This window comes from Segeticoccus sp. (assembly GCF_035708005.1).
In genome coordinates, this window is record NZ_DASSTI010000157.1 from 1 (window position 1) to 21903 (window position 21903).

The 21903-nt window shown below is 70.7% G+C and carries 19 protein-coding genes and 1 pseudogene; 14 read left to right on the forward strand and 6 right to left on the reverse strand.

Annotation, left to right across the window (positions count from 1 at the left end; genetic code table 11):
- The 8 genes and pseudogenes from VFL99_RS15310 to VFL99_RS15345 form a co-directional block, all read left to right on the forward strand.
- Window positions 1-237, forward strand: a pseudogene (locus tag VFL99_RS15310) (HalD/BesD family halogenase); the annotation flags it as partial.
- Between the two features lie 184 nt (window positions 238-421).
- Entirely contained in the window at window positions 422-1138 is a 717-nt protein-coding gene (locus VFL99_RS15315; RefSeq protein WP_325107221.1) for an MBL fold metallo-hydrolase, read from the forward strand.
- A gap of 73 nt (window positions 1139-1211) precedes the next feature.
- The gene (locus VFL99_RS15320; protein ID WP_325107222.1) at window positions 1212-2045 is read left to right on the forward strand and encodes a M55 family metallopeptidase; all 834 of its coding nucleotides are present in this window, start codon (window positions 1212-1214) and stop codon (window positions 2043-2045) included.
- A complete protein-coding gene (locus tag VFL99_RS15325) occupies window positions 2045-2992 on the forward strand; it encodes an isoaspartyl peptidase/L-asparaginase family protein (protein ID WP_325107223.1) in 948 nt (315 codons plus the stop codon). The genes VFL99_RS15320 and VFL99_RS15325 overlap by 1 nt, the downstream gene beginning before the upstream one ends.
- 152 nt (window positions 2993-3144) lie before the next feature.
- A complete protein-coding gene (locus tag VFL99_RS15330) occupies window positions 3145-4755 on the forward strand; it encodes an NCS1 family nucleobase:cation symporter-1 (protein ID WP_325107224.1) in 1611 nt (536 codons plus the stop codon).
- A 66-nt stretch (window positions 4756-4821) separates the two neighbouring features.
- The gene (locus VFL99_RS15335; RefSeq protein ID WP_325107225.1) at window positions 4822-5658 is read left to right on the forward strand and encodes a nitrilase-related carbon-nitrogen hydrolase; all 837 of its coding nucleotides are present in this window, start codon (window positions 4822-4824) and stop codon (window positions 5656-5658) included.
- 73 nt (window positions 5659-5731) lie between these two features.
- Window positions 5732-7153 carry a dihydropyrimidinase gene (hydA, locus tag VFL99_RS15340; protein ID WP_325107226.1) on the forward strand — a complete coding sequence of 474 codons (1422 nt, stop codon included), beginning with the start codon at window positions 5732-5734 and terminating at the stop codon, window positions 7151-7153.
- Window positions 7154-7202: 49 nt separating this feature from the next.
- Window positions 7203-8234 carry a TIGR03842 family LLM class F420-dependent oxidoreductase gene (locus VFL99_RS15345; protein ID WP_325107227.1) on the forward strand — a complete coding sequence of 344 codons (1032 nt, stop codon included), beginning with the start codon at window positions 7203-7205 and terminating at the stop codon, window positions 8232-8234.
- 9 nt (window positions 8235-8243) lie between these two features.
- Here the strand turns inward: VFL99_RS15345 and VFL99_RS15350 are convergent, their stop codons facing one another.
- Window positions 8244-9617: an MFS transporter gene (locus VFL99_RS15350; protein WP_325107228.1), complete on the reverse strand. Its 1374-nt coding sequence runs from the start codon at window positions 9615-9617 to the stop codon at window positions 8244-8246.
- Between the two features lie 306 nt (window positions 9618-9923).
- Here VFL99_RS15350 and VFL99_RS15355 point away from each other — a divergent pair, with 306 nt between their 5' ends.
- Window positions 9924-11036, forward strand: a complete 1113-nt coding sequence (locus VFL99_RS15355) for a right-handed parallel beta-helix repeat-containing protein (RefSeq protein ID WP_325107229.1) — start codon at window positions 9924-9926, stop codon at window positions 11034-11036.
- 176 nt (window positions 11037-11212) lie between these two features.
- Here the strand turns inward: VFL99_RS15355 and VFL99_RS15360 are convergent, their stop codons facing one another.
- Together VFL99_RS15360 and VFL99_RS15365 are read right to left on the reverse strand one after the other, a co-directional pair.
- The gene (locus VFL99_RS15360) at window positions 11213-12595 is read right to left on the reverse strand and encodes a cytochrome P450 (protein ID WP_325107230.1); all 1383 of its coding nucleotides are present in this window, start codon (window positions 12593-12595) and stop codon (window positions 11213-11215) included.
- Window positions 12592-13350, reverse strand: a complete 759-nt coding sequence (locus VFL99_RS15365) for an alpha/beta fold hydrolase (RefSeq protein ID WP_325107231.1) — start codon at window positions 13348-13350, stop codon at window positions 12592-12594. Before VFL99_RS15365 ends, VFL99_RS15360 begins: the two co-directional genes overlap by 4 nt.
- Window positions 13351-13422: 72 nt before the next feature.
- Between VFL99_RS15365 and zwf the strand changes: the two genes are divergently transcribed.
- A complete protein-coding gene (gene zwf, locus VFL99_RS15370) occupies window positions 13423-14907 on the forward strand; it encodes a glucose-6-phosphate dehydrogenase (protein WP_325107232.1) in 1485 nt (494 codons plus the stop codon).
- Here the strand turns inward: zwf and VFL99_RS15375 are convergent.
- Window positions 14904-16094 (reverse strand): NAD(P)-binding domain-containing protein, encoded by a 1191-nt coding sequence (locus VFL99_RS15375; RefSeq protein WP_325107233.1) that lies wholly within the window; start codon window positions 16092-16094, stop codon window positions 14904-14906. The two genes, zwf and VFL99_RS15375, sit on opposite strands and share 4 nt — an antisense overlap.
- A 259-nt stretch (window positions 16095-16353) precedes the next feature.
- Between VFL99_RS15375 and VFL99_RS15380 the strand changes: the two genes are divergently transcribed.
- The 4 genes from VFL99_RS15380 to VFL99_RS15395 all read left to right on the forward strand — a co-directional run bounded on the left by VFL99_RS15380 (window position 16354) and on the right by VFL99_RS15395 (window position 19504).
- Entirely contained in the window at window positions 16354-16764 is a 411-nt protein-coding gene (locus tag VFL99_RS15380; RefSeq protein WP_325107234.1) for a TraR/DksA family transcriptional regulator, read from the forward strand.
- A gap of 25 nt (window positions 16765-16789) precedes the next feature.
- A complete protein-coding gene (locus VFL99_RS15385) occupies window positions 16790-18592 on the forward strand; it encodes a gamma-glutamyltransferase family protein (protein ID WP_462283438.1) in 1803 nt (600 codons plus the stop codon).
- Between the two features lie 97 nt (window positions 18593-18689).
- Window positions 18690-19052 carry a hypothetical protein gene (locus tag VFL99_RS15390; RefSeq protein ID WP_325107235.1) on the forward strand — a complete coding sequence of 121 codons (363 nt, stop codon included), beginning with the start codon at window positions 18690-18692 and terminating at the stop codon, window positions 19050-19052.
- The gene (locus VFL99_RS15395) at window positions 19049-19504 is read left to right on the forward strand and encodes a hypothetical protein (RefSeq protein ID WP_414713779.1); all 456 of its coding nucleotides are present in this window, start codon (window positions 19049-19051) and stop codon (window positions 19502-19504) included. The genes VFL99_RS15390 and VFL99_RS15395 overlap by 4 nt, the downstream gene beginning before the upstream one ends.
- A gap of 12 nt (window positions 19505-19516) precedes the next feature.
- Here the strand turns inward: VFL99_RS15395 and VFL99_RS15400 are convergent, their stop codons facing one another.
- Window positions 19517-20275 (reverse strand): FadR/GntR family transcriptional regulator, encoded by a 759-nt coding sequence (locus VFL99_RS15400; RefSeq protein ID WP_325107236.1) that lies wholly within the window; start codon window positions 20273-20275, stop codon window positions 19517-19519.
- Complete coding sequence (locus tag VFL99_RS15405) at window positions 20272-21711, reverse strand: amidase (RefSeq protein ID WP_325107237.1); 1440 nt, start codon at window positions 21709-21711, stop codon at window positions 20272-20274. Before VFL99_RS15405 ends, VFL99_RS15400 begins: the two co-directional genes overlap by 4 nt.
- Window positions 21712-21903: the final 192 nt, after the last annotated feature.

Here is a 21903-nt window from a genome sequence, read left to right on the forward strand (position 1 = left end):
GATGAGAACTATGCCGGGGTGCAGCGGGTGCTGGAGGGGGATGAGTCGGGGTTGAAGGTGTTGCCGTCCTCGCCGGGGTCGTTGGCGTTCTTCCGGGGTGAGCACGCGTTGCACTGGGTGACCCCGATCGAGGGGAGTACCCCGCGGATCAACTCGGTGCTGACCTACGGTGAGCGTCCGGACATGAAGCTGAACGACCTGACCTCCGAGCTGTTCTACGGACGCACCTCGAACTGAGGACGAGCTGAAGGCCGGCGGGCCGTGACGTCGGCGCCGGCCGACCCAACTCCTCATCACTGACGACCTCGTCTGTGGCGTTTCCCCCTCTTCGGCGGGAGCGAAACGCCACCGACGAGGTCGTCAGTGCGTGGGGGGCAGGCTGGGTAGCGTGCTCCTCATCGACCAACCCTCGGGAGGACCCATGAAGCTCGGCCCCTCACTGCACCGCGTCGGCAACGACATCGTCGCCGCCTACCTCGTCGACACCCCCGACGGCGTCACCGTGATCGACGCCGGGCTGGCTGGTCAGTGGGGCGAGTTCACGGCCGAGCTGGAGGCGATGGGCCGCACGCTGCAGGACGTCCGCGGCGTCGTGCTGACCCACGGGGACAGTGACCACATCGGATTCGCCGAGCGGCTGCGGCGCGACCACGGTGTGCCGGTCTTCGTCCACGAGGCCGACGCGGCCCGCGCCCGCGGCGAGGTCAAGACCAAGCCGTCCTGGGGACACGTGAAGCCGGGTGCCACCGCCCAGTTCCTCTGGTATGCCGTCCGCAAGCAGGGCTGGCGTGTCACCCCGGTCGCCGAGGTGACCATCGTCCGCGACGGCGAGGTGCTCGACCTGCCCGGGTCGCCCCGCGTCATCGGTATGCCGGGCCACTCACCGGGCAGCATCGCCCTGCACGTGCCCGTGGTCGACGCGGTGTTCGTCGGCGATGCCCTGACCACCCGGCACGTGCTGACCGGGCGTCCCGGTCCGCAGCCTGCGCCGTTCACCGACGACCCGGCCCAGGCGCTCGCCTCGCTCGACCGGCTCCAGGGGGTCACTGCCACGTGGGTGCTGCCCGGACACGGCACGCCGTGGAACCGGGGCGTGGACGAGGCCGTGCAGGAGGTCCACCGAGCGGCCACCGCGTGAGATCCGAGATCCTCACCTTGCGGTTCTCCGGAGTGGCCGGGGAGCCGGGGCGCGACACCACGAGAGGACGGGCATGAAGGTCTACCTGTCGGTCGACTTCGAGGGAGTGGCCGGGATCGTCGACTGGGACCAGTGCATCCCCGGAACGCCGCGGTATGCCGAGGGCTGTCGCCTCGCGCTCGGGGAGACGAACGCGGCGATCGAGGGCGCGCTGTCCGCCGGGGCGGACGAGGTGGTCGTCAACGACGCCCACGGGGGCATGCACAACCTGGACCCGGAGGCACTCGCGGGCGGGGCGGCATACCTTTCGGGGCGGCACAAGCCGCTCTACATGATGCAGGGGCTGGACGAGAGCTTCGACGTCGTCTTCTTCGTCGGCTACCACGGCTCGATCTCCGGGCCGGCGTCCACGCTGTCGCACACCTACAACCCCGAGGTGTTCAGCGCCGTGCGGCTGGGCGGGCAGCTGGTGGGGGAGAGCGGCCTCAACGCGCTGGTCGCCCAGCACTACGGGGTGCCGATCGGGTTGGTCACCGGTGACGACGTCACCCAGGAGGAGACCCGGCCGTTCGCGCCGGACGCCGTGCAGGTCGTGACCAAGGAGTCGGCCACCCGGTTCAGCGCGACCAGCCTGCACCCGGCCCGGTCCCGGGAGCTGATCCATGACGCGGCCCGACGTGCCGTCGAGAAGGCTGCAGACGCGGCGTTGCGACCACCGGGGATCGACCAACCGGTCCGGATCGACCTGGAGGTCCAGACCGCCGACATGGCGGAGGTGGGCAGCTGGGTCAAGGGCGCCGAGCGGGTCGCCACGCGGGTGATCCGCATCCAGAGTGGTGACCTGCTGGAGGCGTTCCAGTCGTTCGTCGCCGTGAACTACCTGACGCGACAGGCCGGAGGCCGCTGATGCAGATCCTGACCGTGCCGCCCCGAGTCGAACCGTCTCGCGGCCGCGGTGACGTCGCCGCTGGCGGGCCGGCGCTCGCCGTCCACGGTGGGGCCGGAGCCCGGAGGACCGAGCTGAGCCTGGAGCAGTCCGGCGACTACGAGTCGGGGCTGCGCGCGGCGCTCGACGCCGGTGCGGCGGTGCTGCAGGAGGGCGGCAGCGCGCTCGACGCCGTCTGTGCCGCCGTGGCGCAGCTGGAGGACGACCCGCTGTTCAACGCCGGGCGGGGCGCGTCGCTCACCGCGGCCGGGACGGCCGAGCTCGACGCGTCCGTGATGACCGGCGAGGGACGAGCCGGGGCCGTCGCGGTCAGCCGGCACGCGCGCAACCCGGTGTTCGCGGCCCGGGCGGTGCTCGAGCGCACCGAGCACGTCCTGATCGTCAGTCCCGGTGAGGAGGTGGTGCGGGGCTGGGGCCTCGCCACCGTCGAGCCGGGCTACTTCGTCACCGACCAGCGGCGGCGCCAGCTCGAGGACGTGCTCGCCCGGCGGCAGGTGGCCTCGCGCAGCGGCACGGTCGGAGCCGTGGCGCTCGACCGCGACGGCCGGCTGGCCGCGGCCACGTCCACCGGCGGCATGGTCGGCCAGGACGTCGGCCGGGTCGGGGACAGCCCGATCATCGGCGCAGGGACGTTCGCCCGGGCCCGGACGGTCGCCCTGTCGTGCACCGGCGACGGGGAGGCCTACGTCGAGGGCGCGGTGGCGCACGAGATCGACGCGAGGCTCCGGCATACCGGTTGTTCCCTGGAGGAGGCGCTGGCCGGCACCTACGCCGACGAGCTCGACCGGCGGGCCGCGACCGGCGGCACCATCGGCGTCACCGGGGACGGGGAGCTGGTGCTCGGCTACAACAGCGAGGGGATGTTCCGCGGCTACTGGGACGGGCAGGAGAGCCGGGTCTTCACCTGAACCGCGCTTCCCGTGTCGGTTTGTCACAGTACAGAAGCGCGGGTTGCGGATTTGTGAAGTCCCTTGCCGTTCCCATGACGCGGTCCTAGCGTGTCCGCATCGATCATGTGATCCACTGCACATGACAACCGGCTGCGGGGCAGGTGACGGCAATGACCGACCTCACGGAGACACGCTCGGTAGAGCTGCCCGACGGGCGCGTGGACACCCATCTGGGCGATGACCTCGCGCTGAGTGAGTACAACAACCCCGACCTCGCCCCGGTGGCGCCGAAGCAGCGCACCTGGTCGACGTACAGCTACGCCGCGCTGTGGATCGGGATGTCGCACAACCTGGCGACCTGGGCCTTGGCGGCCGGCCTCATCGCCGTCGGCATGAGCTGGGTGCAGGCGGTCATCGTCATTGCGGTCGCCAACGTGGTCGTGCTCATCCCCATGCTGCTCAACGCGCACGCGGGCACCAAGTACGGCATCCCGTTCCCCGTCTTCCTGCGCTCGATCTACGGCGTGCGCGGCGCCAACTTCGGCGCGCTGCTGCGCGCGTTCATCGCCTGCGGGTGGTTCGGCATCCAGACCTGGCTGGGCGGTTCGGGCGTCACCGTGGTGCTCGGCAAGATCTTCGGCGACTGGTGGGCCAACGCGAGCGAGGTCGCCGGCGAGCCGTGGACGATGTGGGTGTCGTTCGCGATCTTCTGGATCCTGCAGATGCTGCTGATCTGGAAGGGCATGGACACCATCCGGAGGTTCGAGAACTGGGCCGGCCCCGCGGTCCTCGTCGTCGCCGTGGTCATGCTCGTCTGGATGGGCTACAAGGTCGGCGGGCTCGGCCCGCTCGTGGACCAGCCGTCCAAGCTCGGCTGGGGTGCCGACTTCTGGAAGGTCTTCTTCCCGAGCCTGATGGGGATGATCGCCTTCTGGGCGACCATGTCGCTGTCCATCCCGGACTTCACCCGCTTCAGCAAGTCGCAGAAGGGGCAGATGGTCGGCCAAGGCCTCGGCCTGCCGACCACGATGACCTTCTTCTCCATCCTCGCCGTGCTGATCACCTCGGGTGGCATCGCCCTCTACGGCCAGGCGATCTGGGACCCGAACCAGCTGATCGGCAAGTTCGACAACACGATCGTCGTGCTCTTCGGTGTGATCACGGTCGTCGTTGCCACGCTGGCGGTGAACGTCGCAGCCAACGTCGTCTCGCCGTCATACGACTTCTCCAACGTGTTCCCACGCTTCATCACCCGGCGCACCGGCGGCATCATTACCGGCATCCTCGGCATCGCGATCATGCCGTGGCGGCTGCTGGAGAGCGCCGACACCTACATCTTCGTCTGGCTGGACTTCTACGGCGGGCTGTTCGGCGCCATCGCCGGCGTGATGATCGCCGACTACTGGATCATCAAGCGGCGCCAGATTGACGTGCCGGAGTGCTACCGCCGCGGTGGGCGCTACTGGTTCACCGGTGGCTGGAACCTCAACGCCGTGGCCGCGACGGTGGTCGGGATGATCATCGGTGTCGGTGGTGCGAACTCGCCGCTGGACGCCAAGGGTGTCAAGACGGGGCCGTTCCCGGCCGACGGCTTCATCCCGTTCCTCAAGGTGTTCTGGAACTACAACTGGATCGCCGGGTTCGTCGTCGCCCTGGGGCTCTACCTCGTGCTCTGCAAGCTGGTGCCCAGCCGCACCGGCGAGGTGGTCGACAACCGGCAGGCTGTCACCCCTCCCGCCGACCGCGGACCCGAGCCCGGACTCGCCCAGCGGTCCTCGTGAGCCGGGACGGCGCGATCCTCGGCGGCACAACGACTTCCAACTCGACGACAACAGGAGGCAGATCACATGTCAGTGGTACGAGCGGCGCTGGTGCAGGCGGCGTGGACCGGGGACAAGGAGTCCATGATCCAGGCGCACGAGCAGTACGCGCGTGACGCCAAGGAGCAGGGCGCCCAGGTGATCTGCTTCCAGGAGCTGTTCTACGGGCCGTACTTCTGCCAGGTGCAGGACGCCAAGTTCTATGAGTATGCCGAGTCGGTGCCCGGCCCTGTCGTCGAACGTTTCCAGGCGCTCGCCAAGGAGCTGTCGCTGGTGATGGTCCTGCCGGTCTACGAGCAGGAGCAGCCCGGGTTCCTGTACAACACGGCCGCGGTCGTCGACGCCGACGGCAGCTACCTGGGCAAGTTCCGCAAGCAGCACATCCCGAACCTGCCGGGGTTCTGGGAGAAGTTCTACTTCCGGCCCGGCAACGGCGGATACCCGGTGTTCGACACCGCCGTCGGCAAGGTCGGCGTGTACATCTGCTACGACCGGCACTTCCCGGAGGGCTGGCGGGCCCTGGGCCTCAACGGCGCCCAGATCGTGTTCAACCCCTCGGCGACCTCGCGGAGCCTGTCGCAGTACCTCTGGGAGATCGAGCAGCCGGCTGCGGCGGTGGCCAACGAGTACTACGTCGGCGCGATCAACCGGGTCGGCGTGGAGGACCTCGGCGAGAACGACTTCTACGGCGAGACCTACTTCGTCGACCCGCGCGGGCAGTACGTCGGGGCGAAGGCGGACTCCTACAAGCCCGAGCTGGTGGTGCGGGACCTCGACATGGACCTGCTGCAGGAGGTCCGCAACCGCTGGGCGTTCTACCGCGACCGCCGGCCCGACGCCTACGACGACCTGGTCCGTCCCTGAGGAAAGTCCCGAGATCAGCAGGGAAGTCCCGAGATCGGCGAAGGTCCGAGGTTCGTAGCGAGCAGGAGGTTTCATGAGCACCACCCTCATCCGTGGCGGCACCGTGGTGAGCACGACGGGCCGGGTCGAGGCCGACGTCCTCGTCGACGGGGAGCGCATCGTCGCGCTCCTCGCGCCGGGGGACACGTCGCTGGCGGCCGACCTGCCGTCGAGCGTCGACAAGGTCATCGACGCGACCGGCAAGTACGTCATCCCCGGGGGCGTGGACGGGCACACGCACATGGAGATGCCGTTCGGCGGGACACAGGCGTGCGACACGTTCGAGACCGGCACCCGCGCCGCCGCCTGGGGCGGGACGACGACCATCGTCGACTTCGTGGTGCAGAAGACGGGGGAGCGGGTGCAGGACCGGCTGGCCGCCTGGCACCAGAAGGCCGACGGCAACTGTGCCATCGACTACGGCTTCCACCAGATCCTCGGGGGCGTCGACGAGGACGCGCTCAAGGCGATGGACGAGCTGGTCGGTGAGGGCATCACCAGCTTCAAGCTGTTCATGGCCTACCCCGGGGTCTTCTACTCCGACGACGGGCAGATCCTGCGCGCGATGCAGAAGGCGGCCGACAACGGCTCGCTGATCATGATGCACGCCGAGAACGGCACGGCGATCGACGTGCTCGTCGCCCAGGCGCTCGCCCGCGGCGAGACCAAGCCGATCGACCACGGCCGGACCCGGCCGTGGGAGACCGAGGAGGAGGCCACGCACCGGGCGATCATGCTCTCCCGCATCGCGGGCGCCCCGCTCTACATCGTGCACATGTCCGCCAAGCAGGCGGTGGCGACGCTGGCCGCGGCCCGCGGTGAGGGGCTGAACGTCTTCGGCGAGACCTGCCCGCAGTACCTCTACCTCTCCCTCGAGGAGCAGCTCGGGGCACCGGGCTTCGAGGGAGCCAAGTGGGTGTGCTCGACACCGCTGCGCTCGCGCGCCGAGGGGCACCAGGACGAGATCTGGCGCCACCTGCGCACCGGTGACCTGTCCGTGGTCAGCACCGACCACTGCCCGTTCTGCTTCAAGGAGCAGAAGGAGCTCGGCATCGGCGACTTCTCCAAGATCCCCAACGGGATCGGCAGCGTCGAGCACCGCCTCGACCTGCTCTACCAGGGGGTCGTCGACGGCCGGATCACCCTCGAGAAGTGGGTCGAGCTGTGCTCCACCACGCCGGCGCGGATGTTCGGTCTCTACGGCCGCAAGGGCGTCATCGCGCCGGGCGCCGACGCCGACGTCGTGGTCTACGACCCGAACGGGCACACCAGCATCGGCTATGAGAAGACGCACCACATGGCGATGGACCACTCCGCGTGGGAGGGCTTCGAGATCGACGGCCACGTCGACACGGTGCTGTCCCGCGGTGAGGTGCTCATCGACGGTGGCGAGTACCACGGCCGGGCCGGGCACGGGCAGTTCCTCAAGCGTGGCCTGTCGCAGATGCTCACCTGAGGCGGTTCGCCCCGGCATCGAGGAACGAGACGGAAGTGGAGGCGCAGTAGTGGAATTCGGTGTGGTGCTCCAGTGCAACCCGCCCGCGGCTCGAGTGGTCGAGCTGTGCCGGCAGGCCGAGCTCTACGGCTTCACCCACGCGTGGACGTTCGACTCCCACCTGCTGTGGGAGGAGCCGTACGTCATCTACAGCGCGATCCTGGCCGCCACCCACCGGCTGACGGTGGGCCCGATGGTCACCAACCCCGTGACCCGGGACGTGACCGTGACGGCGTCGACCTACGCCACCCTCAACGAGATGTACGGCAACCGCACGGTCTGCGGGATCGGCCGCGGGGACTCCGCCGTCCGGGTCACCAACGGGCGACCGGCCACGGTCGGGGAGCTGCGCGACGCCATACCGGTCATCCGCGGGCTCGCGGGCGGTGCGGAGGTGGAGTATGGCGGCACGCACCTGCGGCTGTCGTGGAACCCGGCGTCGCGCACGCCGGTATGGGTCGCCGCCTACGGCCCCAAGATGCTGGCGGTGGCCGGTGAGCTGGGCGACGGCTACATCCTGCAGCTCGCCGACCCGACCATCGTGCAGTGGAGCGTCGAGGCGGTGCGCAAGGCCGCCGCGGACGCCGGACGGGACCCCTCGGAGCTGAAGATCTGTGTCGCGGCACCCGCCTACGTGACCGACGGCAGCGCCGCGCAGCAGGCCCACGCCTACGAGCAGTGTCGGTGGTTCGGCGGGATGGTCGGCAACCACGTGGCGGACATCGTGGCGCGGTACGGCACCGACGGGGTCTCGGTGCCGCATGAGCTGACCGACTACATCGCCGGGCGGCAGGGGTACGACTACAACGAGCACGGACGGGCGGGCAACACGCACACCACGTTCGTGCCGGACGAGATCGTCGACCGGTTCTGCCTGGTCGGCACGGTCGAGCAGCACGTGACGAAGCTGCAGCAGCTCAAGGAGATCGGCGTCGACCAGTTCGCCATCTACCTGCAGCACGACGCGCAGGACGAGGTGCTGCGGGCCTACGGGCAGAAGGTGATGCCGGCCATGGCCGAGCGGGCGCTGACCCGCACCTGATCCGGCGCGTCAGGCCCCCTCGCCCACGTAGCGGGGCTCGACCGGCGCGCCATCGTGTGACGCCGGCGCCGCCCGCAGTGCCACCGCCACGACACCGGCAGCGATCATCACGACCCCGACGAGCCACAAGCCGGCCTTCTCGCTGCCGGTCAGGTCGGTCAACCAACCGGTGATGTACGGGCCGAGGAAGCCCGCCGTGTTGCCGATGGAGTTGATCAGCGCGATGCCCGCGGCCGCGGCGGCGCCGGAGAGGAACACGGTCGGCAGCGGCCAGAAGGTCGGCAGCGCCGCCATGATCCCCATGGTGCAGATCGTCACCGCGACCATTGCGGTGAACGGCGAGTTCAGGTAGAGCGCGATCGGGATGGCGATGCCGCCGACGATGGCCGGAGCCGCCACGTGCCAGACCCGCTCGCCGGTCCGGTCGCCGTGCCGCGACCACAGCACCATGGCGACGGCCCCGAAGGCGAACGGGATCGCCACGATGAGGCCCTGCTGGATGACGGAGAACTCCGTCCCGTAGGTGTCCTGGAACCCGGCGACGATGGTCGGCAGGAAGAAGCCCACGGCATACAGGCCGTAGACGATCCCGAAGTAGACGAAGGCGAGGGCCCACACGCGTCCGCGGGTGAGCGACTCGCGGACCGAGACGTGGTGGCGCTGGGCCGTGGCCTCGTGCTCGGCGTCCATCTGGGCCTGCAGCCAGCTGCGCTCCTCCGGGGAGAGCCACTTCGCGTCGCGGGGACGGTCGGTGAGGAAGAACCAGCACACGACACCGATGAGGATCGCGGGCAGCCCCTCGACGAGGAACATGAATCGCCACCCCTCGAGCCCGAAGAGGAGGTGGTGACCGGAGGTGATCAGCCAGGCCGACAGCGGCGAGCCGATCATCGAGGAGAGTGGAACGGCGACCATGAAGAGGCCGACCGCCTTGGCGCGCATCTCCTGGGGGAACCAGAAGGTCAGGTAGAGGATGATGCCGGGGAAGAAGCCCGCCTCGGCGATGCCGAGCAGGAAGCGCAGGCCGTACATGGTGCCGGCGTTGGGCACGAACGCCATGGCGGCGGCGACGATGCCCCAGCTCACCATGATGCGGGCGATCCACCGGCGGGCGCCGAACCGGTGCAGGGCCAGGTTGCTCGGCACCTCAAGGATCAGGTAGCCGATGAAGAACAGCCCCGAGGCCAGGCCGAAGGCCGCCTTGTCGAAGCCGAGCGCGTCGTTCATGCCGTGCGGCGCGGCGAAGCTGATGTTGGTCCGGTCGAGGTAGTTGATGAAGTACAGCAGGCCCAGGAACGGCGACAGGCGCCAGGCGACCTTGCGCATGACCTGTCGGCGCAGGTCGTCGTCGGCTCCCGTCGGGCGGGCAGCGGCGTGGGACACGGCTCTCTCCAGACGGCGCGGGTCGCGCGCCCGCAGCCGGCACTGTCCTATCGGCCCTCGTCCGTCCGTGTCCATGACCGGGTCGGCGAGTCTCGGCATCAGGGATAGGGGATTTCCCCAAACCGCGGTGCTGCGGGTGTCGGCCGTGCCAGCATGGGTCCGAGAAGTGCCCGGGCTCGACGACTGTGCAATCACCAGTTGTCCGGCGAACTCTCGCCGAGCCGCCAGTGCTCCCTGAGCGTGCGGCTCAGGGAGGTTCGTGCACCGTCGGTGCGCGTAACCGCCACAGAGAAAGAAGGCGATCCCATGGCCTCACGTGGGAAATCGTTGGTCGTGGGCGCGGTAGCTGCCTCGACCGCCCTCATCGGCATCTCGGCAGGAACCGCCCAAGCTGCACCCGCCAGCGGCTGCACCCCGAACGTGGGGAACTCCGGGCTGAGCGCCGCGGTCGTGGCGCACGCCGGCCAGCGCATCGTCCACCGCAGCATCGACGCGACCGGGTGCGACATCGGCATCTATGTCGGGCACGGCGCCTCGGACGTGCTGATCCGTTCGGTCTGGGTGCATGGTGCCAACTTCCAGGGAATCTTCGCCGAGAAGACGTGGAATCTGACCGTCGAGCACTCCTTGGTCAACAACAACGGTTTCCACACGATCGACCCGTCGGCGCCACCTCTGCCGGGCAGCGGTGTGCACTCGTTCGTCGGCCAGGCGTTCGCCATCAGCGTCTTCGGCGTCCAGCACGCCATGGTCAGCGACAACGTCGTCTTCCACAACGGCCGCGGCGGAATCGGCATCATGGACAACGGCCCGAACGACCCGGGCATCATGATGGACAAGCAGAACCCGTCGGCGCCGGTGATCGGCTCCTCCTACGTCCGGGTCACCGGCAACCGGACCTGGGCGAACTACAACGGGTGCGGGCTCGTCGCCGCCACACAGAACCTGGGCGGCAACCTGTCCCACCTGACACTGTCCGGCAACCGGATCGCCGGCACCGGGATGTCCTCCACCAACGGTCCTGACATCGGCGGGATCGTGGTGGCCGCGGACCTGCCGAACTCGTGGGTCCGTGACGTGAGTGTCCACGGCAACCGGGTCACCAACTCCGCCGAGGGCGGGGTGATCCTGAACGCCGAGGCGCCCAACTCGTGGACCAAGGACGTCTGGATCACCGGCAACCGGGTCTCGGGCAACAACTGGGCCCACCTGGAGGCGCCGAACACCGCGGGCGTCCTCGTCTTCGCAGGGCCCGGTGCCCCCGGCATGAAGGCCGCGGCCAACCGGCACACGGTCATCGCGCGGAACACGATCACCAAGCAGTTCTACGGGATCTGGTCGATGGGCCACTACCGGCCGACGATCTACGGCAACCACATCAGCGTCACCAAGGGCGGTGACCCGATCTTCTTCGGGTGAGGCCCAGGAGGCAGCCGTCGCATCGAGGCACTGGCTGCTGACTCGGGGGCGGTGCTTCCGGGCGGCAGGCGACCCGCGGTGACACGCGTCATCGGGGAACCTGCGTCCGGAAGCCCGCCCTCGTTCCTGCGGTCAGCAGGTCCTCGTGCTCGGGACGACGCCGGCCGGCAGCTCGGTCACCGCCGCCAGGCGATGGGCAACCGCTTGACGCCACGCTGGAAGTTCGAGCGCAGCCACGCCGGCTCACCTGCGGCCTCGATCCACGACGTCCGCGTGAGCAGCTCGGTGAACATCACCCGCACCTGCACGCGGGCGAGGTGCGCGCCGAGGCAGAAGTGCGGCCCGTGTCCGAAGGCGAGGTGCGCCCGCGCGCCTTCTCGCCGCACGTCGAAGGTGTCCGGCGAGGCGAACAGCGCCGGGTCCCGGTTCGCCGAGGCGAAGGAGACGACCACCTTGTCCCCGCGCGCCATCGGCACCCCGGCCACCGTGACGTCGCGGGTGGCGGTCCGTCGGAAGGTCATCACGGGGGTCCACCACCGCAGCATCTCCTCCACGGCCGGCCCGATGAGCGAGGGGTCCTGGCGCAGCGCCTGCTGCGTGTCCGGGTGCCACAGCAGCGACTGCATCCCGCCCGGGATCCCGTTGCGCAGGGTCTCGTTGCCCGCGACGGCGAACAGCCAGAAGAGGTTCTCGAACTCCTCGACCGTCACCGATCCACCCGAGTCGTCCCGCTGGGCCATCAGCATCGACATCACGTCGTCGCCGGGGTCGGCGCGCTTCAGCTCGCCGAGCGCATGGGCATACGTGTAGAGGTCGAGCATTCCCTCGCGCGACCGCGGGTCCGGCATCAACCCGTCCGGCCCGGGGGAGGGCCGCAGGGCCAACGCCTCCCGCGCCATGTCCGTCCCGCTGGCGGGGTCGAAGCTCGCCGAGGTCGCGTAGTCCGGGTCCTGCCAGCCGATCACCCGGTTCGACCAGTCAAACAGCAGCCACCGGTCCTGCGCCGGAACGCCGAGCACGTCCGCCAGCGTCAGCAGCGGCAGGTCGGCGGCCACGTCCTTGGCGAAGTCGCAGGTCCCCGACGCCGCGTCGCCGAGCATCCGGTCGACGATGCCGGTGACGTGCGTCCGCACCTGCTCCTCGAGCCTGGCCACCGCCCGCGGCGTGAACGACTTCGCGAGCATCCGCCGCAGCCGGGAGTGCTCCGGCGGATCCATGTTGAGCATCATCCGCCGCACGAACGCGAGGTCCGGCTCGCTCCCGGGATCCCGGATCTGGGTACCGCCGAGCCAGGAGGAGAACGTCGCGGCATCCTTCACCACCCGTTCAACGTCCTCGTGCCTCAGCACCAGCCAGTAGCCGCTCCCCTCCGGCCACCCGGGCAGCGCCGGCTCGGCGACCGGGACGACACCGTGACGGGCGCGCAGACGGGCGAGCTCGGCATACGGCACCCCACGCTGGTAGGTGCCCGGGTCGTGCGCGAGGCGCGTCGCCTCCCGGTCCTCCTCGTCCAACCGCGCGTATGCCGACTCGATCGTTGCGCTGCCCAGTTGCGTCATTCGGTGAGGAACCGCTCGATCGAGGTGACCAGGGCGATCGGCGTCTCGAACATCGCGTAGTGGCCGGCGTTCGGCATGACCTCGAGCCGGGCGTGGGGGTAGGTCTGCATCCAGGTGGCGGTGGCGGTGGCCTCGCCGAGCGCCGGGTCGTGCTGCCCGACGATGCTCAGCGCGGGCACCGGGTTGCCCTTGACCTCGTCCGCGAACCCGCCCGCCGACCAGGACCGGAAGTAGTCCGCGAAGGCCTCGCGCGTGGAACGCTCGACCGAGTGCTGCACGATCGAGTCGACCCAGCGCGTGCAGAGCCGGTTGCCGGTGGTCAGGTCGACGATGGCGAAGCGGTTCTCGTCCTGCTGCGCGGCGCCGCTGAACAGGGCCTCGCCCTGCTCGTCGAGCGGCACGCCCTCCGCGGGCACGGAGCTGATGCCGATGAGCCGGCGCACCCGTTCGGGAGCCACCGCGAGCACCCGCTGGGCAGCGCTGCCGCCCATGGAGTGCCCGATCAGCGAGAACCGCTCGACGCCGAGCTCGTCGGCGAGGGCGAGCACGTCGCGGGCGACCTCCTCCATCGTGTGCTCACCGTCGACGTCCCGACGCTCGCCGTAGCCGCGGTAGTCGACGAAGACGTAGCGGAACCCCTCACCGTCCAGCGCGCGGCAGAAGTCCTCACCCCAGCCTGTGGAGGAGCCGTACCAGCCGTGCAGGCAGAAGACGGTGTGCGGACCGGAGCCGATGGTGCGGTGCGGCGTGCTCATGATCGGAGGCTACCCGGCCACGCGGCTCGCGTGGCCTGTCGGACGAGCCCGGGCGGTGGCATCATCGCCGACATGGTCAGGAACGACGACACGATCGCCTACCCGGGACCCGCCTCGCGTGCCAAGCGCGCGCTGCAGGAGTCGACCAGCCCCCATGTCATCGTCCTCTTCGGGGCCACCGGCGACCTGGCGCGCCGCAAGCTGTTGCCGGGGCTCGCCAAGCTCGTCGTCAACGAGCTCGCCCCGGAGATGCAGATCGTAGGCTCGTCCTTGGACGAGCACGACGACGAGTCGTTCCGCGCGTTCGCGAAGGCTTCCGTGGAGCAGTTCGCGCCGGGCGCCATGACGGGCGACGAGTGGGAGGAGTTCGCCAAGCGACTCCACTACGTCAGCAGCGGTGCCGGGCCGGACGCGCTCGCGGCGAGCGTGGCCGAGGCCGAGGAGCGCCTGGGGCCGGAGTCGCGGCGGCTGCACTACCTGAGCGTTCCGCCGAATGCGGCCCTCAAGGTCATCCAGATGCTGGCAGCCGCCCACCTGGTGGCCCGGTCGCGGGTCGTGATGGAGAAGCCCTTCGGGACCGACCTCGACAGCGCCGTGGAGCTGAATGCGCAGATCCACGAGACGTTCTCCGAGGAGCAGATCTTCCGCATCGACCACTTCCTCGGCAAGGAGGCGGTGCAGAACATCCTCGCCTTCCGGTTCGCCAACGGGCTGTTCGAGCCCATCTGGAACCGGAACTTCATCGACCACGTGCAGATCGACATCCCCGAGACGCTGGGCCTGGACGACCGCGTGGAGTTCTACGAGGCCACCGGTGCCTACAAGGACATGGTCGTGACGCACCTGCTGCAGGTGCTCGCCTTCGTGGCGATCGAGCCGCCGACGGCGCTGGAGCCGCGGGCCATCATCGACGAGAAGAAGAAGGTCTTCCGGTCGCTGCTGCCCATCGACCCGGCGCACGTCGTGCGCGGGCAGTATGCCGGCTACCGCGATGAGCCGGGGGTGGCGCCGGACTCGGACACCGAGACCTTCATCGCCCTGAAGGTGGGCGTCGACAACTGGCGCTGGGCAGGGGTGCCGTTCTACCTGCGGACCGGCAAGCGGATGGCGGAGGGGCTGCGGGTGGTCTCGATCGCCTTCAAGGAGGCGCCGCGCTCGATGTTCCCGGCCGGCTCGGGCGTGGGCAGTCAGGGTCCCGACCACCTCACCTTCGACCTGGCGGACGCCTCGAAGCTGTCGCTGTCGTTCTACGGCAAGCGGCCCGGCCCCGGCATGCGGATGGAGAAGCTGTCGATGCAGTTCGCCACCGACGAGCTGGCCGAGGCGGAGGACGTGCTCGAGGCCTACGAGCGGCTGATCCTCGACGCGATGCGCGGCGACCGCACGCTGTTCACGAGTGCCGAGGGCATCGAGAGCCTCTGGGAGCGCTCGATGCCGCTGTTGGAGAACCCGCCCGAGGTGAAGCTGTACCAGCCGGGCACGTGGGGACCCAACGCGATCCACCAGCTCATCGCGCCCAACGCCTGGCGGCTGCCCTTCGAGCGTCCCTGGCGCTAGGCGCTGCGGTCCGCGCGCTCCCCGGGCACGTCCGGCTCGCCGGACCGCAGTCGCTCGACCGCGGCCAACGCCGCGCGGCGGCCGGCCCGGGTCGCCCCGACCGTCGAGGCCGAGGAGCCGTAACCGACCAGGTGGATGCGCGGGTCACGGACGACGGTGGTCCCGTCCATCCGGATGCCACCGCCCGCCTCGCGCAGGCCGAGCGGCGCCAAGTGGTCCAGGGCGTCCCGGAAGCCCGTCGCCCACAGGATCACGTCGGCCCGGACGAAGCAGCCATCGTCCCTCGGGGCTCCTGCAACGTCGTCGCTGGCCGGGAAGCGAACCCCCTCCGGCTCGATGCGTGAGAACATCCGGCGGGCTCTCAGCACCCCCGCGGCGATACCGCGGCGGTACTCCTCACTCAGCGGAATACCCGTGGCCCCAACGACGCTCAGCGGCGGCAAGCCGATCTTGGTCCGGGCGGCGACGCGGTTCTCCACGTCCAGCCCCCAGCCGTCCCCGGGCCGGCGCTCGACGAACTGCGGTGGCCGTCGGGTCACCCACGTGGTCGTCGCGCCCGCCTCGTGCAGCTGCAGCAGGAACTGCACGGCCGAGATCCCGCCGCCGACCACGACGACGTGCTGCCCGCGGAACTCCTCGGCGCCGGTGAAGTCGTGCGTGTGCAGCTGCCGGCCGCGGAACGTCTCCCGCCCTGGGTAGTACGGCCAGTGCGGACGATCCCAGGTGCCCGTGGCGTTGACCAGCTCGTGGGTGGCCCACGAGCCGTCGCTGGTCTTCACCAGCAGCCGCCCCTGCGGGCCGTCGGGGGAGGTCACCCGCGTGACGCGGACCGGTCGGCGCACCCGCAGGTCCATCTCGCGCTCGTACTCCGCGTAGTAGCGCGGCACGACCTGTGCGGCCGGCTCGGTGGGGTCGACCGCGCCGAGCCGCTTGCCGGGGAGGTCGTGGATGCCGTGCACGGTGCCGAGCGTCAGGGACGGCCACCGGTGTCGCCACGCACCGCCGGGGCCGTCGTTCGCGTCGAGCACGACGAAGCGGCCCGCCCCTGCCGAGGTGGCTGCGGCGCCGGAGGCGGCCACCTCGGCCGAAGCGGTCGCGCTGGCGCCCTCGGGCACCAGCCCCTTGCGCCGGAGGTGGTATGCCGCGCTCAGGCCGGCCTGTCCCGCGCCGACGACCAGCACCTCCACGTTCCGCACGTCGGCGGCAACGGCTCCGCGGCAGCCGGCATTCCGGACCCGCGAGTCGGGACCCGCCGGCCCACCCGCCGCCATCGTCACAACGATTCGAGCGGGCGCCAGGTCAGTCGCCCGAGGGCCACCACGAGGTGGTCTCCGGGCCGGGGCAGTCAGCCGAACAGCGAGCGGAACGCAGGCACACGGCATACAGTCGTCTGATCCGGCCGGGTTTCCGGCACGGGGGTGGCGAGTCGAGCGACAGGAGTGTGCGGTGAGCCTGAGCGACGAGATGACGCCGGTCACGGAGGGCATGGAATTGGCGGTCGCGGGGGAGTACAGCGGCGCCGTCGCGCTGCTCGAGCAGGAGCGTGCGCAGGCGACCGCCCGGCTGGCCGGCCTGCGTGCGGAGTTCGACGACGTGGTCGAGGCGACGCTGGACGCGAACACCGACGACGAGCACGACCCGGAGGGCGCGACGATCGGCTACGAGCGCGCCCGCATCGCCTCGCTCATCGAGCGCACCGAGGCGTCGCTGGAGGAGGTCGAGCGGTGCCTGGCGCGGGTGCGCGAGGGCAGCTACGGCACCTGCGCCGGCTGCGGGAAGCCGATCGCGCCGGAGCGGCTCGAGGCACGCCCGACCGCGAGCACCTGCATCACCTGCGCGTCCACCGCTCGGCGGTAGCCGGTCGGGGGTAGCCTGCGGCGGCGTGTTCACCACCCGACCCGAACTCGTCGGCACGACCGGGATGGTCGCGTCCACCCACTGGCTCGCCTCGCAGTCGGCGATGGCAGTGCTCGAGCACGGCGGCAACGCCTTCGACGCGGCGGCAGCGGCCGGCTTCGTGCTGCAGGTGGTCGAACCCCACCTGAACGGGTCCGCCGGCGAGGTGCCCATCCTGGGCTGGGACGCCCGCGATGACGCGCCGTTCGTCGTCTGCGGTCAGGGCGTCGCGCCGCGCGCCGCGACCATCGAGCGGTTCCACAGCCTTGGTCTGGACCTCGTGCCCGGCACCGGGTTGCTGGCCGCTTGCATCCCCGGGTCGTTCGACGGCTGGCTGACCCTGCTGGAGCGGCACGGCACGATGCGCCTGCGTGAGGTGCTCGGGTACGCGATCGGTTATGCGGAGGGGGGCTTCCCGGTCGTGCCCAACATCAGCGCCACCATCGCCACGGTCGAGCAGCTCTTCACCGAGCACTGGCCGACCTCGGCCCGCCTCTGGATGCCCGACGGCAAGCCGCCAGCCGCGGGCAGCATGCTGCGCAACCCCGAGCTGGCCCAGACCTTCCGGCGGATCCTGGCCGAGGCGGAGGCCGTCGGCGCGGACCGGGAGGCGCAGCTGGAGGCGGCGCGCCGCGCGTACTACCAAGGCTTCGTCGCCGAGGCGATCTGCCGCTTCGCGCGCGAGAACGCCGTCATGGACGTCTCCGGCGAGCCGCACACCGGGCTCCTGACCGAGGACGACTTCGCCGGCTGGCGGGCCACGGTCGAGGAGCCGGTGTCCCTGGACTACCGCGACCGCACCGTGCTCAAGGCGGACGCGTGGTCCCAGGGCCCGGTCCTGCTCCAACAGCTCGCCCTGCTGCGCGGGTTCGACCTCGACGGCCTCGCGCCGAACGACCCCGACCTGGTCCACCTCGTCACCGAGTGCGCCAAGCTCGCCTTCGCCGACCGCGAGGCCTGGTATGGCGACCCGCGCGTCGTCGACGTCCCGCTGCGGACGCTGCTGTCGCGGAAGTACAACGACGCGCGCCGTGCCCTGGTCGGGGAGTATGCCGACACCGGCCCCCTGCGCCCCGGTTCACCGGACGGCCGCGAGCCTCGGCTGGGCCGTGTCTCGGAGCGGCTGCGTGGGGAGGTGCGTCAGGAGGCGCGTCGGGAGGCCGGAGCCGTCGGCGAGCCGACGGTGCGCACCACCGGCGAGACGGCCGGCGACACGTGCCACGTGGACGTCGTGGACCGCTGGGGCAACATGGTCTCGGCCACCCCGAGCGGCAGCTGGCTGCAGAGCTCCCCGGCGATTCCCGGACTGGGCCTGCAGCTGAGCACGCGGGCGCAGATGTTCTGGCTCGAGGAGGGCCTCGCCGCCTCCCTCGCGCCGGGCAAGCGGCCACGCACCACGCTCACGCCCTCCCTCGCCCTGCGCGACGGCAGGCCGTGGCTGGCGTTCGGCACGCCGGGCGGCGACGGGCAGGACCAGTGGTCGCTGCAGCTGTTCCTGCACCTGGTCCACGGCGGGCTGAACCTGCAGGAGGCGATCGACGCCCCGGAGTGGAGCAGCAGCCACTTCCCCTCCTCGTTCTACCCCCGCGAGCGGTTCCCGGGGCGGCTGCACGTGGAGTCCCGGCTCGGCGAGGCCACCATCGCCGAGCTGCGGCGCCGCGGCCACGAGGTGGTCGACGAGGGGCCGTGGGCGCTCGGGCGGCTCTCCGCCGTCAGCCGGGACGAGGACGGGGTGCTGCGCGCCGGGGCCAACCCCCGCGGGATGCAGGGTTACGCGGTCGGTCGCTGACGCCCCTCACGGGTGCGTTGTTGCTGGCGGTTGGGGACTGGCGAGTCGCCAACCACCAGCAACAACGGCGTCGGGGGCGCCCCGTAGGCTTCCGCCCGTGCTCACCCCGCTCACCGTGCTGGTCTTCGCCGTGGACGCCGTGCTGGCGCTGCTGGCAGCGTGGTACCTGTGGCGGGACCGCCTCATCGACGACCGGATGCTGCTGGTCGCGGGGGTCCTCGAGCTGGCGCTCATCGCCCAGCTCGTCGTCGGCCTGGTCCTGCTCGGGACCGCGCACCGGGACGTGAGCGGTGCGATCTTCGTGCCCTACCTGTTCGCCGTCCTGATCGTGGCGCCGTTCACGTGCTTCCTGGCGATCAAGGAGAAGTCCCGCTGGGGGATGGGCCTGGTGCTCCTCGGGGCCTTCGTCGTGGCCATCCTCGTCGGGCGACTGGAGCAGGTGTGGACACTGGGGTCGTGAGCAACGAACCGGGCACCGAGGTGAGCGAACAGCAGGAGCCGGCGGCACGGCATACCGGATCCGGGCCGGGGCGCATCCTGGTGGGCGTCTACGGCCTGCTCGCGCTGGCCGCGACCGGTCGGTCGGTGCTGCAGATCAGCGAGTACTTCCAGCGCGCGCCGCTCGCCTACATCCTCTCGGCGGTCGCGGCGGTCATCTACCTCCTCGCGACCGCGGCGCTGGCCAAGGGGGGCCGCACCTGGACGCGTGTGGCGGCCGTGGCGATCAGTGTCGAGCTGGTCGGCGTGCTGGCGGTCGGGGTGGCGTCCTACGTCGACACGGCGGCGTTCCCGGACAAGACGGTGTGGTCGCACTTCGGGCAGGGCTACGGCTACGTGCCGTTGGTGCTGCCGATCCTGGGCCTGCTGTGGCTGCGCAGCCTGCGCGGGCGGGGGCGCGCCTCGCGCGCTTGACCCGTCGGTGCGTCAGTCGTCGAGCAGGGCGCGCAGCGGCTCGCGCTCGCTCTTGGGCAGGTAGCCCGCGTAGTAGTCGAACAGGTTGCGCCGGGAGGTGCGCGCCGCCGCCGGTCCGTCCCCTGCTCGTATGGCGTCCAGCACCTCCTGGTGGTGGCGCACCGACTCGCGCATGCGCGCCTTGCGGTTGTGGGCGTGGGCGATCTTGTCGGAGATCAGCGAGAGCGTGACGTCCCGGACCACCTGGTTGCAGATCTGGATCAGGGTGTTGCGGCTGGCGCGCGCGACCGCCTCGTGGAAGGCGACGTCGGCCTCGCTGAACTGCTCGTAGCCGTCGTCGATGACCGAGCGCATGGCCTCGATGGCGGCCTCGATCTCGGCGAGCTGCTCGTCGGTGCGCAGTCGTGCCGCCAGCCGGTTCGCCGAGGAGTCCAGGATCATGCGCGAGCTGATCAGCTCGGCGAGGCTCAGCTCGTCGACCCGGGCGAGCCGGGTCAGTTGCTTGGTGAGGCCGCCCGGCGAGAACGGCAGCACCTCAGGGCCGTTCGGGTCACCGGGGCGCGACTGGACCACGCCGTTGCTCTCCAGCACGCGCAGCGCCTCGCGCACGGTGGAGCGGCTCGCGCCGAACTGCGTGACCAGGTCCCGCTCGCTCGGCAGGCGCTGGCCGGGCTTGAGCTCCCCGCGGGCGAGGGCGTCCTCGACCTGCTCGACGATGCGCTGGTAGAGGCGCACCGGCCGCACGGGCCGGAAGGTGCTGTGGTCGGTCACTGATGCGTCCCCTGTTGCCCTGCGCCGTCGGGTGGACTGTCGTGGATCGGCCAGCGCGGTGTGGCGTCGGCGGGTCGGTGCTGCTCGAACCAGCGGGCGGCGCGCAGGACGCCCAGGTCGTCGAACCGGCGGCCGGAGACCTGCACCCCGATGGTGCGGCCGTCGGCGCTGAAGCCGGCGTTCACCGACGCCGCCGGCTGCCCGGACATGTTGTAGGGCGCGGTGAACCCGATGTGCACCATGCCGAGGTCCTCGAACCCGAACGGCATCGGCCACTCGGCGGGGAAGGCGCGCACCGGGGCGACGGGGGACAGGACCAGGTCGAAGCGCTCGGTCGCCGTCACCGTGGCCTGCTGCAGCGCCATGATCGTCTGGTAGCACTCGAGCACCCGGGCCCCGGAGACGTCGGCGCCGCCGTGCACCCACTGGACGATGAACGGCAGGATGCGGCTCTTCTGGTCGGCGTCGAGGCGGTGGTAGTCGTGCCAGGAACGCACCCGCCAGAACTGGTCGAGGTCCGCGAGCATCTGCGGGGTCAGGAACGGCTCGAGCGGCTCGACGCGAGCCCCGGCCGCGCCGAAGAGCTCCGCCGCCCGCTCGACCGTCTCGCGCACCTCGTCCTCGACCGGCAGGCCGCAACCGGCGTCGAGCTGCAGACCCACGCGCAGTCCGCGGACGTCCAGGTCCAGTTGGTCCCAGGCGATCTCGGCCGGTGGGAGGGCGGTCCAGTCGCGGGCGTCGAAGCCGGCGACCACCGACATGAGCAGCGCGACGTCGTCGGCGGAGCGGCACAAGGGCCCGGCGCACCGCCCGAGGTAGGGCGCGTCGAGCGGCACCCGCCCGGCGCTCGGCTTGAGGGTGGTCAGCCCGAGCCATGTGCCCGGCAGCCGGATCGAGCCGCCGATGTCGCTGCCGACGTGCAGCGGGCCGTAGCCGGCCGCCGCGGCAGCACCGGCGCCCGAGCTGGAGCCCCCCGTCGTGAGCGAGGGGTCCCACGGGCTGCGGGTGATGCCGTGCAGGCTCGAGACACCGGAGGAGAGCATGCCCCAGTCCGGCATCACGGTGGACCCGAGCACGACGCCGCCGGACTCGAGGACCCGCTCGGTGATGGGGGCGTCGCGGTCCGGGATCGTCGGCACGACACCGGCGTTGCCCGCCGGCATCGGCACCCCGGCTCGGGCGACGTTCTCCTTCAAGGTCACCGGGACACCGTCGATCGGACCGAGTGGCTCCCCGGAGCTCCACCGCGCCTCGCTGGCCTTGGCCTGGGTGCGGGAGGCCTCGGCGTCGCGCACCCAGAAGGCGTGCAGCACCGGCTCCCGCGCCTCGATCACGGCTTGGACCGCGTCGTGGACCTCGACCGGGGAAAGTGAGCGCTCGGCATACCTCCGGACGAGCTCGGTGGCCGTGAGTGCGGCGAGCTCTGCTGCGGACATGACCCTCCGTCCCGGTCGCGGGGGCGACGGCATGACGTCGATCCACGCGCGGCCTTGCTGGAAACCCTTGACATGGCGGGGCTGAGTCGTCAGGGTAGCGCCAATCGGTGCGAAGTCCACTGGTCTGACCAGTTGATTTCTGGCCACGAGATTGCCGGGCTGTGCGAGTACCGCCCGGCGGCTGCGGGCGGA